The sequence below is a fragment of the Dyadobacter pollutisoli genome (assembly GCF_026625565.1).
GTDB lineage: Bacteria > Bacteroidota > Bacteroidia > Cytophagales > Spirosomataceae > Dyadobacter > Dyadobacter pollutisoli.
This window is the reverse complement of sequence record NZ_CP112998.1, coordinates 5,592,960-5,606,215: the sequence shown is the minus strand read 5'-3', so window position 1 is coordinate 5,606,215 and position 13,256 is coordinate 5,592,960. Positions and strand designations below refer to the sequence as shown.

Here is a 13,256-nt window from a genome sequence, read left to right as displayed (position 1 = left end):
TTATACGAACAGGAAAATGAAAAAAGTAATATTTCTTCTCGCTATCTGCGGAACATTGGCGGCTGCATCCTGCACCAAGCATGCCTGCCCTGCTTATGGTTCGACTCAAAAGGCGACGCAGCCTGTGCCTGCTGAGCGAGTTTAGTTTTTTAACTCAATATTATTTTCGCAGCTTCTAATAAATTGAACGCCGCGAAGTCGCCTGCTGAAGGCTCATTCTCATGGACAATGTGAATTGTCCGCACCCCCGCTTTTTTTCCAGCTTCCATATCCCTGTCACGGTCGCCGATCATCCATGATTGGTCAGGATCGATATTATACTTAGCGATTGCTTTTTCCAGCATCAATGAACCCGGTTTGCGGGAAAGAGAGTTGCCGGAGTAACTTGGATGGTATGGAGAGAAATAAATATCGTCGAGAGCTCCGTCAGATATTTTCTGCACTTCCTCGTGGATAGCGTACACATTTTCAGCATTATACAACCCTTTTGCGATGCCGGCCTGGTTAGTAATGACAATCAGCAGATATCCTGCACGTTTTAACGACTTCAATGCATCCGCCACGCCTTCCGGGATCACCAGCTCGTCGAGGTTATACAAATAGTCCGGGCAATCTTCATTCAGTACTCCGTCGCGATCGAGGAATACGCATTTTGTTTTGGGTAAAGACATAAGCTGAAACTAGGAGGAATATTCTTTAACCGATTCAATAAAACAACGCACTTTGTCGGGATCAGTGTCCGGGTACACGCCGTGACCAAGGTTTGCAATGTAGCGCTGGGTACCGAATTGATTGATCATCTTCTTCACTTCCGCCTTGATCTGGTCGTAGGACGAATACAAAACGCAGGGGTCGAGGTTACCTTGCAATGTCTTGTTAGGGATCAATTCGCGGGATTCTGCAATGTCCATATTCCAGTCCAGGCCCACTACCGAGCAGTTCAGCTCGCTGATTTCCTTGCGGGCAAAGAATGCGCCTTTTGCGAAAACAGTCACCGGAACTTCGTTTATAGCGTCACAGATCTGTTTAATGTAAGGCAAAGAGAAAATCCTGTATTGCTCAGGAGAGAGAATTCCCGCCCAGGAGTCAAATATTTGGAGCAGATCGGCCCCGGCTACAACCTGTGCTTTCAGGTAAGCGATGGTACTGTCTGTTATTTTTTGAAGTAACAAATGAGAGAACTCAGGATCGGCATACAAATGCTTTTTCGCAACAGAAAAAGTTTTGGAGCCTTTTCCTTCGGTCATGTAGCAGAATATTGTGAATGGAGCGCCCGCAAAACCGATCAATGGTACCCGGTCGGCCAACCCTACTTTGGTCAGTTTGATCGCGTCCAGTACGTATTTCAAATCGGTTTCCGGCTCTGCAATGTGCAGTTTGTCGAGATCCCCGATCGTATGCACGGTCGCAGGAAAAACTGGTCCGCGCTGCTCGATCATTTCATAAGGCAACCCCATTGCTTCCGGGATTACCAAAATGTCAGAAAATATAATGGCAGCGTCTACGCCTAAAATATCTACGGGTTGCAATGTAACTTCCGCAGCCATTTCGGGCGTAGTTGCCAATGTTATAAAGCTTCCTGCTTTCTCGCGAACAGCTCGGTATTCAGCCAAAATCCGTCCTGCCTGCCGCATCATCCACACAGGCGTGCGTTCCGTTTTCTCTCCGCGCGCCGCCCGAAGCAAAAGGTCATTTTTCAATTTCATGCGGCAAAGTTATAACAGAAAGCAATCAAAGAGAAGTTTGCTAGACAAGGTGTAGAAATAGATTTTAGGGAAAATAGGAAAGACGAGTAATTTAAAGCCTCTCAAAATCCGTACTTCTTGAAGTACAGCGATATGCAAAAGGTCTGTTTCCCTTGGAAAGCTTCTTTATTTCACGCCACCGTTTTATGATCTGTTCAACCATCTCCCAGTACTGATAACCGGTTTTTGAAGGAGGGCTAAGAAAAAATACGCCAACATGATGTTCTTCAAATAATTCTCTCTGACGTCGCGTTCGATGAATATTCAAATCCTGCGTAATCACGACACCTTTCTCCTTTCCAATTTTTGGCAACCAATCTTCATCCAAGGCACCTCTTCCAAAAACACTTTCAATAGATAAAACCTCAAATGCATCCCCATTCGGTCTTTCAAGTATGTGTAATCCTGATGCCAGATGCGGAGAGATATTTTCATCAATGTAAATTCTATTCATGCCACATTACGATGAAAGTGGATGGCATCTTCCACCTGATCGACAGTCAGATCATAAAGCCCAACGATTACCTCAATGGATTCTCCTCCACGGAAAAGATTAAAAACTGTTTCGGTTAAGACATTGGTACCACCAATAACTGGCTGTCCGAACTGTCTTTTTGGGTCAATAATGATTTTATGTTCTTTGCCCAGTGGAAAAAATCGCTCTGCGAAATGATTTTTATTGAAATCCACTTTTTTGCAAAATGGCTCAAATACTTCTTTGATTGTTAATTGTAACGTTTCATCCGCTTTTATTATCTCTCCAACTTCGCCAGCAAATAGCACTTGAATCCCGTCTGTGAAGATATCAGACTTAGCAAATGGATAATTTGTTTGCAAGGCTTTCTCTAGTACCTGATGTGCCTTTATAATCCTCTGAGTGCTAACACCCTCTTCGCGCAATTGATAGAATGCAAAGAACTCGATAAGGGTATAAAAATTAGTGATGAGGTCCCTTCCAGAACCATCCGAAAATGGAGAAGGGCTAAACTTTCCAAATTGAGCATTCCAATACTCGTGTAGCCATCGCCTGACTTTGGCTTGCGGTAAACCAAGTATGGCTGCTATATCGGGAATAGTGTAAATTCCCGTTCCAAGACCGAATATAGTATCAGTGTCTGATTTCATGCGATAACAGGGTAAATGTGTGTTATTTCAACCGTTCGACGGACTATTAACCAGTAGCAAGTTATGGAAATTTCTTGCTTTAAATATATTCAAAGTCCGAACGGACGGCCTCAGCTAGTACAAGGCACCCTTACACTCATCAAACTATCATTCAAAACCTAAAATTGACCCCGATCAAAAAGTTTCTTCCAGCCTGCGGGAAGTAAAAATTCTCCTGTGTCAACGCGCCGCCAGCGAAATAGCCGTAGGTATAACCATTGGATTCATATTTTTCGTCCAGGATATTGTTGACCAGCAGATTGAACACGATCTCCTTCATCCAGGTAGGCTTGATAGTCCAGGAAAGGCGGACATCATTGGTCAGGTACGCATCCAGTTTTCTGGATTCCGTAGAAGTGTTATCCAGATATTGCTTTCCAACATACTTGGTCAGAAGTGCGACTTCGAGGTTTTTTATCAGATTGTAGGTAAACTGACTTCCGGCGATCACATTCGGAGAAAATGAAATATCAGATTTGCCGTGGTTAATGGTGTTATAGCCGCCATCGTCGTAGTTCACGACATACTCAGTGAAATTGGCGATCTTGTTTTGGCTGAATGTCACATTCACGTTCCATTTCAGGAACTTGTTAAAAGCAACCGCACCTTCCAGCTCCACTCCCGTTCGGTAACTTTTGGGGACATTCACCCGCACCGAATTTCCAACATCATTGATCTGACCCGTCAGTACCAGCTGATTTTTATAACTCATCAGGTAATAGTTTCCCGAAAAGGCCCATTTACCTTGCTGCGTGCGAAATCCAGCCTCAACATTCTGCATTCTCTCACTTTTGGGAAATAATCCTGCGGTGGATGACGTGAAATCGTCGCGGTTAGGCTCGCGGTTTCCGATGCTGTATGAGGCATACACCGAGCTTTGGTCGGCGAGCTGGTAGGTAAGTCCTGCTTTGGGATTAATGAAAGAATACGTCTGATCATAGTTCAATTGGACCAGGTCATTATCAGTCCCTTTGATGTTATGGCTTACATTCCGGTATTGCAGGTCGGCGAATGCATTCAGCTTATCGGTGAACTGGTAGTACAGCTTTCCGTAAATGTTAAAGTCTTTTTTGATGCCCTTGCTTTGGTAGTACTGATGTTCATTTTCAATATTTCCTGCATTGCGCGCCCAGATAATCTGGCCATAATGATCGCCATCGTACTTATTCCAGCCACCACCAATGCTAGCAGTCAGTTTTTTGAAACTGTTGAAATCCAATGAAAACGTCGAACCGTAAAAATAGTTATCCAGCCAGCGGCGACGGATCAGATCGGTGCCTGTAAGTGTATCTTTACCTATTACGACATTTGGTAAATTATATTTACTGTAATCGTCATCAACTCTGTATTGTTCATAATAGCCCAGCCCGCGCACCAGAAAACCATTCAGGTTAAATGTCCATTTATCGCTCAGGTTATGGGAAGAAACGATCTGGTAATGATCCTGGCGGTAGTTGTCAACTTCGTTTTTATAGGTGTACGAATTGTATGTCCGGTCGTCTGAATCCAGGAGGTTTTTGGCGTCCTTTTCGCTCAGGTAATTTCTGTCAATATAGCTCAAAACACCTTCCCGGTCACCGCGCAGCTTAGCCTCGGGAACACCATTCCAGGATTGATATGTCCTTTCTTTTCCTGAAAACACATTGACACGTACAAAGCTTTTTTTGCCAAAATAACCACCGGACAAATAATATGAATGCAGCTCAGAAGAAGCACGATCCACAAAACCATCCGATGAGACACGCGATAGTCTCGCATCAAAAGTGAATTTGTCCTTGATCAGTCCAGAGCCTACTTTCAATGTATTTTTGAATGTATTGAAAGAACCGTAAGAGTTATTCAGCTCAGCATAAGCCTCTTGGCGGAACGCATTGGTATTGATATTGACCGTTGCGCCAAAAGCACCGGCGCCATTAGTCGAAGTTCCTACTCCGCGCTGCACCTGGATGCTGCTCACGGAAGAAGCAAAATCAGGCATATTAACCCAAAAAACACCCTGGCTTTCCGCATCATTATAAGGAATTCCATTCACGGTAACATTGATCCGCGTAGCATCCGAGCCCCTGATCCTGATGCCCGTGTAACCCACGCCACCACCCGCGTCGCTCGTGCTCACGAGAGAAGGTGTGAAATTGAGCAGCACAGGCAGGTCTTGTCCAAGATTTTGCTTGTCTATCGCGGCTGCGCTCACATTGGTATAAGCCATCCCGGTTTTGTCATTCACGCGGGTCGCATTAATGATTACTTCGTCGGCCTGGAAGGTACTTTTGAAGAGTTTGACCTCCAATGTTCCCGAAGAGATTTCGGCTTTGGCTGTTTGGTAACCGATGTAGGAAATGTCCAGGGAAGTAATGTTGTCGGAGATATTCTTCAAAGTGAAATTCCCGTCTTTATCGGTATTGGTTCCACGGATTTCACTCGCTTTGATGGTTGCCCCGGGGAGGGCTTTTCCGTCCTCTGCATCGGTAACACGCCCGGTAATGGTTTTTTGGCCAAAAACGAAAGGGGCATATATGCAGATCATCAGCATGAATAGATAGGTAGTAACGTTTCGCATTGCGATCAATGGTTACAACAGGCAGGGGCCACCTATCAATGGTTCGATAAAATAAATTCAGGATCAGCTGTATGTTTGAGCTTTCTCTTCCTCCGCCGGCATTACCCGGATCAGGTGTATGGGTATGATCTCAGCCCGTTCGGTAGGGCACCCCTTGAGATTATAGTGCAAAACTAATGCAGAACGACCAAGGATTCAAGCTTTTCCCTATTTTTACATAACTAAAACGAACTCACGAGACTACTCAATACAGCAATGTCAAACTATACAGGCGCCATGGATATCAGTGCTTCGCAATATGCGATGGAATTGGAATACCGCTACGGGGCGCATAACTACAAACCAATGCCGGTCGTACTGGAAAAAGGCCTGGGAGTGTATGTTTGGGATGTAGAAGGAAAGCAATATCTCGACTTTTTATCAGCATATAGTGCGGTAAGCCAGGGACATTGCCATCCGCATATTGTGAACGCGATGATAGCTCAGGCGCAAAAACTGACGCTTACTTCCAGAGCTTTTTATAATGACAAGCTGGGAGAATGTGAAAAGTTTCTCTGCGAATATTTCGGTTACGACAAAGTCCTGATGATGAATTCGGGCGTGGAAGGTGGCGAAACAGCTTTGAAACTAACCCGGAAATGGGCCTATAAAGTAAAAGGTATCGCACCCGACAAAGCAAAAACAGTATATGCATCCGGTAATTTCTGGGGACGGACACTGGCTGCCATTTCAGCCTCTACCGATCCATCGAGTACCAACGATTACGGGCCTTTTTTACCTGGTTTTCAAATTATTCCATACGATGACCTCATTGCATTGGAAGATGCATTCAAATCTGATCCTGACATTGCGGGCTTTATGGTGGAGCCTATCCAGGGCGAAGCGGGTGTGGTGGTTCCGGCAGAAGGATATTTGAAAGGTGTCAGGGATCTGTGTACAAAATACAATGTGTTGTTTATCGCGGACGAAGTGCAGACGGGCATCGGACGTACGGGCAAGCGTCTCGCCTGCGACTGGGAAGGCGTAAAGCCCGATATTCTGGTCTTAGGAAAAGCATTATCTGGCGGGACTATGCCGGTATCGGCGGCGCTGGCCGACGACGAAATTATGCTGACCATCGCTCCCGGCGAGCATGGCTCGACTTACGGCGGAAACCCGCTGGCCTGCGCGGTAACAATCGCCGCATTGCAGGTAGTAGAGGACGAAAATCTGGCAGAAAATGCTGAAAAAATGGGTCAGGTTTTCAGGAATAGAATTCTTGCTTTGCAGAAACAATGTTCTCTGATTGAAGTCGTTAGAGGTAAGGGCCTGTTGAATGCAATTGTTATCAATGACGATGAGGACAGCAGTACGGCTATGGATCTTTGTTACAAAATGATGGAGAAAGGGCTGCTTTGCAAACCTACCCACGGCAACAAAATCCGTTTCGCTCCTCCGCTGGTGATCAACGAGGAACAAATGAACCAGGCCTGCGATATTATTGACGAAGTATTTCTTGAAATGAATAGTACTCTATGAAAATAAAACTATTTCTGTCAGTCCTTTTTCTGGGAGTGGCGCTGATTGCATGCAAGGATAAAAATGTGGATCCGGCGAATGATACACAAACCAATCAGTGGATCTACGACAACATGAAATACTGGTATTACTGGACGGACCATATCCCTGCCACGCCGGACTTAACCAAAGACCCTGCTGCATTCTTTGAATCATTGCTTTACAAATACGATGCAACATTGCGCCCGGATGGGGACCGTTTTTCGTGGATTCAGGAAAGTGCCGAAGAGCTCGAAGCGTCACTCGGTGGTGAGTCGAAAACTTCCGGTATGGAGTTCAAGCTCGTGTATTACCCGTCAGGGACTAACAATGTGATCGGTATCGTGTTATATGTGATTCCGGACTCGCCGGCAGCCAAGGCTGGTTTTACGCGGGGAGATATTTTCAGTAGTGTGAACGGAACGAAACTGAATGGCTCCAATTATAGCCAGCTGCTCAATACGCAGGAAAAACTGACTTACACACTGGCGAAGATTGACAAGGACGGCGTACTGGAAGAAGGGGCGGTGAAAAGGGACGTAACACCGATCGTGCTGCAGGAAGATCCCGTTTTCTTTGATACCCTGTATACATATGGTGCCGACAAGATTGGCTATGTTGTTTACCATCAGTTTATTCCCGAACCTTACAAAGCAAATAACAAGCAGTACGACAAAAAGCTCGACGCTATTTTCGACAAATTCAAGTCGGGTAATGTCAATGCGCTGATCATTGATTTGCGTTATAACCCGGGAGGGTATGTCAGCTCAGCCACCAGTTTTGCCAGCTTGATAGCGAAAGCTACTGCTAATGATGTTTTTTATTACAAAGAGTACAATTCACAGGTGACGGAAACAAGCCGGAAGAAGTATGGGGACTCTTATTTTTATGACAAGTTCGTCACCAAAAGCCAGAACATCGGTGCAAATCTCAAACATCTGGTCATACTAACTTCCTCACGCTCGGCCTCTGCCAGCGAACTAATGATCAATGGTTTGAAACCTTACATGAATGTGACCCTGGTAGGTGGTAAAACGGTCGGTAAAAATGTCGGTTCTGTCACATTGAGCGGTACTGAAAAGGGAATCAAATGGGGACTACAGCCCATTGTTTCCAAATCATTGAACAGTTTGCACGAGTCCAACTATCATACCGGTTTTGTGCCCGATGTGGCTGTAAGTGAAGGGAATATCCTTTATCCCTATGGTAATCCCAAAGACCCGCTGCTCGGTGAAGCACTTTTTCAGATCACCGGAACCAGGATTACGAGGCAACAGAAAGGTGCCAGGACTTTGCAGGAGGAAGAGGCTTTGGAGATCACATCTACCATTCAGAACAAGGCGGGAGGCAGCAATATGTTTTATGATAAATAGTAACAGGAAGTCATAAAAGCCTTTATAATTTGAGAGTGGTGAGAAACGGCAGAAACTGTTCTCTCACCATTTTTTATTGCTATTTTTACAACTTTGCAATTGAAGATTCTAACTAATTGATAGCATATGAAGCTGGTGAATGATATGACTGTCTGGTTTTTAAAGCGACGCTTTGAAAGGATCGAGCAGTTTATGAAATACCCCATTGAGACCCAGCAACGCATTTTTTCAGAGTTAATTGAAACGGCGCGTTATACCGAGTGGGGCAGTAAGTACAACTACGGTCAAATGAAGACCGTCAAGGAGTTTCAGGAGCAGGTGCCGGTTTCTTCCTACGAGGAGCTATACCCTTACATTGAGCGGGTTCTCAAAGGCGAGCCGAATGTGTTGTGGCCTTCTCAGATTGAATGGTTTTCCAAATCATCGGGTACTACCAACGCCCGGAGCAAGTTTTTGCCTGTTTCCCCCGAAGCATTGGAAGAATGCCACTATGAGGGCGGCAAAGACATGATGACGCTGCTGATCAATAACCGTCCCGATACCCGTGTTTTTGATGGAAAGGGATTGTCGATTGGCGGTACATTACATGCCAATCCTTTTGATGATTATACTCAGATCGGGGATGTATCGGCAGTTATCATGCAGAATTTGCCTTCCTGGGCCGAGTTTATGCGTACACCGCCATTGGATGTAGCTTTGATGGACCATTGGGAGAGTAAGCTTGAAAAAATGGCATCGATATGCTCGCAGGAGAATGTAACGAGTATTTTGGGCGTGCCCACCTGGACGATCGTGCTGCTGGACCAGATCCTTGCGTTGACGGGCAAGAAGAATATGCTCGAAGTATGGCCCGATTTTGAGGTTTTTGTACACGGGGCCGTCTCATTTGAGCCGTACCGCGATTTGTTCATGACTAAATATTTCCCGTCGGACCAGGTTCTTTATCTTGAAACTTACAGTGCGTCTGAGGGCTTCTTCGCGATTCAGGATGATGTGGGCAGAGTGGGAGAAATGCTGCTGATGCTCGATTACGGTATTTTTTATGAATTTGTACCCGTTGAAGAAGTAGGGAAGCCGCATCCAAAAGCATTGCTGCTGGACGAAGTTGAGATTGGGAAAAATTATGCGCTTGTCATTTCTACCAATGCAGGATTGTGGCGTTATCTGATCGGTGATACCGTCAAATTTACTTCTAAATACCCTTTTCGGTTAAAAGTAAGCGGGCGTACCAAGCATTTTATCAATGCATTCGGAGAAGAAGTGATTGTGGAAAACGCTGATCATGCCATTAAAATAGCAGCGCAGAAAACCGATGCATTGGTGGCGAACTACACAGCCGGGCCTGTGTACATGGGCGACGGCTCTCGCGGCAGACATGAATGGATCATTGAATTTACCAAAGAACCGGAAAACCGGGAAGAGTTTGAGAAAATTCTCGATGATTCCCTACGTGAAGTGAATTCGGACTATGACGCGAAACGTTACAAAGATATGGCGCTATTGCCGCCGCTGATCCATTTTGTTCCGGCTGGAACATTCTACTCCTGGATGGGTAAACTTCACAAGCTGGGCGGACAGAATAAGGTACCACGGCTTAGCAATACCCGGGAGTATCTGGACGATTTGTTGGCAATTATCTAAAAGACCTCGGCCGTCGGCTATCAGCTTTCGGCTATTTTATAATTTTATCAATCATTCATTTTCATCAACTCTTCAAAGCTGACGGCCGACAGCCGACAGCCGAAAGCCAAAATGATCCCTAAGTACCTGAAAATTAAAGGCCTTTATTCTTACCAAACCGAACAGGAGATCGATTTCGATCCTTTGACGGATGCGTCGCTGTTTGGGATTTTCGGATCAGTAGGAAGTGGGAAATCGTCCATTCTGGAAGCCATTACTTTTGCATTATATGGTGATACGGAGCGGCTCAATAAGTCGGGCGACGACCGTACCTACAACATGATGAATCTCCGCTCGGATGATTTATTGATTGATTTTGAATGCATTGCAGGGAAAAATGGCGATCGCTACCGGTTCACGGTAAGAGGAAAAAGGAATAGTAAAAACTTCAAGGATGTAAAAACCTTTGAACGAAAAGCATATATATGGCAGGACAATGCATGGGTCCCGCTTTCGGAAAATGAATCGACAGAAAGTATAATAGGGCTGAGCTACGACAATTTCCGGCGTACCATTATCATTCCGCAAGGACGTTTTCAGGAGTTTATTGAACTGAAGGATGCCGAAAGGACGCGGATGATGAAGGAGCTTTTCCAGCTTGAAAAGTATGATTTGAGCCGAAACGTAGGCTCGCTGAGCAAACAAAATGACATGGCATTGTCCAATGTCGACGGACAACTGCTTGGGCTGGGCGAAGTGACACCGGAAATGGTGGAAGCTGAGGAAAAGAGACGGGATGAGGTCAGGCTTGAAATCAAAAAGATCAATGATGAGCTGATTGTCCAGACTGAGCTAGAAAGCCAGTTTGAGAAGTTGAAATTAACGGCGGAGAAAATTCAGTTGCTGCGGAATCAATTGCAAGGTTTAGAGGCACAGCGGCCTGCCATGCAATTGCGGGAAGAAATATTAAGGACTTTTGAAATCTGTTCGCTGCATTTCAAGTCGCTTTTTGATCAAAAAACGAACCTGACGAGTGGTATCGCCCGAGATCAGAAAATGTATGAGGCAAATCAGGTTCGTACGACAGAATTGGCGGGAGTACTTGAAAAGCAAAAAGAGGTTTTGCTACAATTGAAGCCGCAATATGAAAAGCGCGAGGAGCTTTTGGATACTGCTGAGGAGCTTGAAAAGGTGATCAGAATATTGGAGAATAAAGCCGCGTTGGTCAAAAGAAAAGAGGCATTGATGCGAGGCGAGGAGCAATTGAACGAGAAAGAAAAAAGCATTGACCTGGTCAAAAAGCAAAAACTAGATAAAGAGGCTGAAAATGAGCTGCGCAAGACTCAGATTTCAGACATTCAGGAGATCAGCCTGGTAAAATCCTGGTTTAATACTTTGGATGCGCTTACTGAAAACCGACAAGTTGTCAAAAATGAGGCGGAGGCTTTGCTGGCAGAAATTGTCGCGCAAAATGAGGGATTGAAAAAGAAATTGGCCGAAATAGGCGAATTAGCATCGATCAATTTTAGTGAAAATATAACTCAGGAATTGTTTCAGAATGGCATTCTGGAATTTGTTGGAACGAAGGAAACGGAGAGAAAAACGTTTAACAGACAACTGCTTCAAATCAATACGAAACTGGCCCTGCATCAGTATGCAGGCAGTTTGGAAGACGGTGAGCCCTGTCCGCTTTGTGGCTCGGAACATCATCCGGCCGTCCTGCATTCAGATCACGCGCTTTCCGGTGAAATTTTGGCACTGGAAAAGCAGATCACAACATTGGACGATCAGGAGAAAAATGTAAGACGGCTCCAATCGCCCATTGAAAAGATTTTTAACCAGATCGAAAACCTGGAAAAACAGAAAGCTTCGATCAAGCAGCGGTTTGCAGAAGCGAAATCGCGGTTGGAACTGCATCAGAGTGAATTTGCTTGGCCAAAATTTGATAAAAATGACCGGGAGGGTTTCGAGAAACACTTTGCGGAAGTCAATAAAAACCAGGCTGAAATCAAGGAAATTGAAGCTGCCATTAAATTGTTGTCAGGTAAGATTGAAGCAGAGATCCTGGAAAAAACGGAGAAGATTGAAAAGCCGTTGCAGAATTTGAGGGACGAGATACTACGGCTCGAAAATACGGTACATACATTGACCGATCAATTGACGAAGGTTAAACCTGCCGATTTTGAAGGTCAGGAAAAGTCGGCGATCGATAAGAAAATTACTGAATTAAAACTGCGGTACCGACAGATCACCGAACAATTTGAACAGGCCGAAAAGCAAATTGATATTTTTGAAAAAGAGAAAAATACCTTATCTGGCAGCCAGGCCACATTATTGGCTGCATTGGAAAACAGTCGGAAGGATTTGTGGGAAGTACAGGCGGGAATTGAGGAGCAGTTGAAAAAATACAGGTTTGAGTCCGAAGTGCAGGTGAATGACATTCTTGCAAAACCGATTCAGATTGATGCGGAGCGAAAGGCCATTGACGAATATAAATTTGCATTGGAAACGACTGGCCGCGATCTGCAGAATCTCGTGAACGAGAATCCCGAGCAACTATACGACGCTGAAAAGCACCAGGAAGCAACCCGAATTAAAGAAGTACTTGCCGTGAATCTCCATAATCAGCGGAAAGAAGAGGGCAGGTTGGACGGTCTTTTGAAGAAGATGGCCGAAGATCTTGCTAAAAAAGCATTGCTACTCAAAGAAAAAAGTCGTCTGGAATTGAGGCGGGAGCATTTGGGCGAACTGACCAAACTTTTCCGTTCCAGCGGTTTTGTGGATTATGCTTCGAGTATCTATTTGCAGAACCTGATCCAGGCGGCGAACCATCGCTTTCATCAGATGACGCATCAGCAGCTACATTTGGAACTGGGTGAGGGGAACAGCTTCTGGGTGAGGGACTTGCTGAATGGCGGGCATATGCGTTTGCTCAAAACATTGTCGGGCGGGCAGAAATTTCAGGCTGCATTATCACTAGCCCTGGCGCTGGCCGACCACATTCACATTCGCAATGAGTCCAAACATAACTTCTTCTTCCTGGATGAAGGTTTTGGGTCACTGGATAAAAATGCGCTGCAAACGGTTTTTGAGACATTGAAATCGCTGCGTAAAGAGAACCGTATCGTTGGTATTATCAGCCACGTGGAGGATTTGCAGCAGGAAATTCAGACTTATCTGAGCATTAAGGAGAGTGAGGAAGGTAGCCGTATTGTGGCTAGCTGGAAGTAGGGAAATAAGACTTGGCAAGTCTTCAAGACT

10 protein-coding genes and 1 riboswitch are annotated in these 13,256 nt (G+C 45.2%); of the genes, 5 read left to right on the top strand and 5 right to left on the bottom strand.

What is annotated here, in order from left to right; translation table 11 throughout:
- Positions 1-16 precede the first annotated feature (16 nt).
- Positions 17-145 (top strand): hypothetical protein, encoded by a 129-nt coding sequence (locus tag ON006_RS22905; protein WP_255772953.1) that lies wholly within the window; start codon positions 17-19, stop codon positions 143-145.
- Positions 146-149: 4 nt separating this feature from the next.
- Here the strand turns inward: ON006_RS22905 and ON006_RS22900 are convergent, their stop codons facing one another.
- From ON006_RS22900 to ON006_RS22880, 5 genes are all read right to left on the bottom strand, one after another.
- The gene (locus ON006_RS22900; protein WP_244822358.1) at positions 150-671 is read right to left on the bottom strand and encodes a D-glycero-alpha-D-manno-heptose-1,7-bisphosphate 7-phosphatase; all 522 of its coding nucleotides are present in this window, start codon (positions 669-671) and stop codon (positions 150-152) included.
- A gap of 9 nt (positions 672-680) precedes the next feature.
- Positions 681-1,706 carry a uroporphyrinogen decarboxylase gene (hemE, locus tag ON006_RS22895; protein ID WP_244822357.1) on the bottom strand — a complete coding sequence of 342 codons (1,026 nt, stop codon included), beginning with the start codon at positions 1,704-1,706 and terminating at the stop codon, positions 681-683.
- 91 nt (positions 1,707-1,797) lie between these two features.
- Positions 1,798-2,199, bottom strand: a complete 402-nt coding sequence (locus ON006_RS22890; RefSeq protein WP_244822356.1) for a PIN-like domain-containing protein — start codon at positions 2,197-2,199, stop codon at positions 1,798-1,800.
- A complete protein-coding gene (locus ON006_RS22885) occupies positions 2,196-2,870 on the bottom strand; it encodes a DUF433 domain-containing protein (RefSeq protein WP_244822355.1) in 675 nt (224 codons plus the stop codon). Before ON006_RS22885 ends, ON006_RS22890 begins: the two co-directional genes overlap by 4 nt.
- 151 nt (positions 2,871-3,021) lie before the next feature.
- On the bottom strand, positions 3,022-5,466 hold the full coding sequence (locus tag ON006_RS22880; RefSeq protein WP_244822354.1) for a TonB-dependent receptor: 2,445 nt from the start codon (positions 5,464-5,466) through the stop codon (positions 3,022-3,024).
- A 71-nt stretch (positions 5,467-5,537) separates the two neighbouring features.
- Positions 5,538-5,631: riboswitch (TPP riboswitch) on the bottom strand.
- Positions 5,632-5,721: 90 nt separating this feature from the next.
- Between ON006_RS22880 and rocD the strand changes: the two genes are divergently transcribed.
- The 4 genes from rocD (at position 5,722) to ON006_RS22860 (ending at position 13,226) form a co-directional block, all read left to right on the top strand.
- Positions 5,722-6,984: an ornithine--oxo-acid transaminase gene (gene rocD / locus ON006_RS22875; RefSeq protein ID WP_279680266.1), complete on the top strand. Its 1,263-nt coding sequence runs from the start codon at positions 5,722-5,724 to the stop codon at positions 6,982-6,984.
- A complete protein-coding gene (locus ON006_RS22870) occupies positions 6,981-8,375 on the top strand; it encodes a S41 family peptidase (RefSeq protein ID WP_244822353.1) in 1,395 nt (464 codons plus the stop codon). The genes rocD and ON006_RS22870 overlap by 4 nt, the downstream gene beginning before the upstream one ends.
- Before the next feature lie 126 nt (positions 8,376-8,501).
- Complete coding sequence (locus tag ON006_RS22865; RefSeq protein ID WP_244822352.1) at positions 8,502-10,016, top strand: GH3 auxin-responsive promoter family protein; 1,515 nt, start codon at positions 8,502-8,504, stop codon at positions 10,014-10,016.
- A 111-nt stretch (positions 10,017-10,127) separates the two neighbouring features.
- Positions 10,128-13,226, top strand: coding sequence for an AAA family ATPase (locus ON006_RS22860; protein ID WP_244822351.1), 3,099 nt, complete (start codon positions 10,128-10,130; stop codon positions 13,224-13,226).
- Positions 13,227-13,256 lie beyond the last annotated feature (30 nt).

What these genes read in the sequence shown, in the direction of transcription:
- ON006_RS22905 (WP_255772953.1), top strand. Translation starts at nt 17, where the DNA reads ATGAAAAAAGTAATATTTCTTCTCGCTATCTGCGGAACATTGGCGGCT.
- ON006_RS22900 (WP_244822358.1), bottom strand. Translation starts at nt 671, where the DNA reads ATGTCTTTACCCAAAACAAAATGCGTATTCCTCGATCGCGACGGAGTA.
- hemE (WP_244822357.1), bottom strand. Translation starts at nt 1,706, where the DNA reads ATGAAATTGAAAAATGACCTTTTGCTTCGGGCGGCGCGCGGAGAGAAA.
- ON006_RS22890 (WP_244822356.1), bottom strand. Translation starts at nt 2,199, where the DNA reads ATGAATAGAATTTACATTGATGAAAATATCTCTCCGCATCTGGCATCA.
- ON006_RS22885 (WP_244822355.1), bottom strand. Translation starts at nt 2,870, where the DNA reads ATGAAATCAGACACTGATACTATATTCGGTCTTGGAACGGGAATTTAC.
- ON006_RS22880 (WP_244822354.1), bottom strand. Translation starts at nt 5,466, where the DNA reads ATGCGAAACGTTACTACCTATCTATTCATGCTGATGATCTGCATATAT.
- rocD (WP_279680266.1), top strand. Translation starts at nt 5,722, where the DNA reads ATGTCAAACTATACAGGCGCCATGGATATCAGTGCTTCGCAATATGCG.
- ON006_RS22870 (WP_244822353.1), top strand. Translation starts at nt 6,981, where the DNA reads ATGAAAATAAAACTATTTCTGTCAGTCCTTTTTCTGGGAGTGGCGCTG.
- ON006_RS22865 (WP_244822352.1), top strand. Translation starts at nt 8,502, where the DNA reads ATGAAGCTGGTGAATGATATGACTGTCTGGTTTTTAAAGCGACGCTTT.
- ON006_RS22860 (WP_244822351.1), top strand. Translation starts at nt 10,128, where the DNA reads ATGATCCCTAAGTACCTGAAAATTAAAGGCCTTTATTCTTACCAAACC.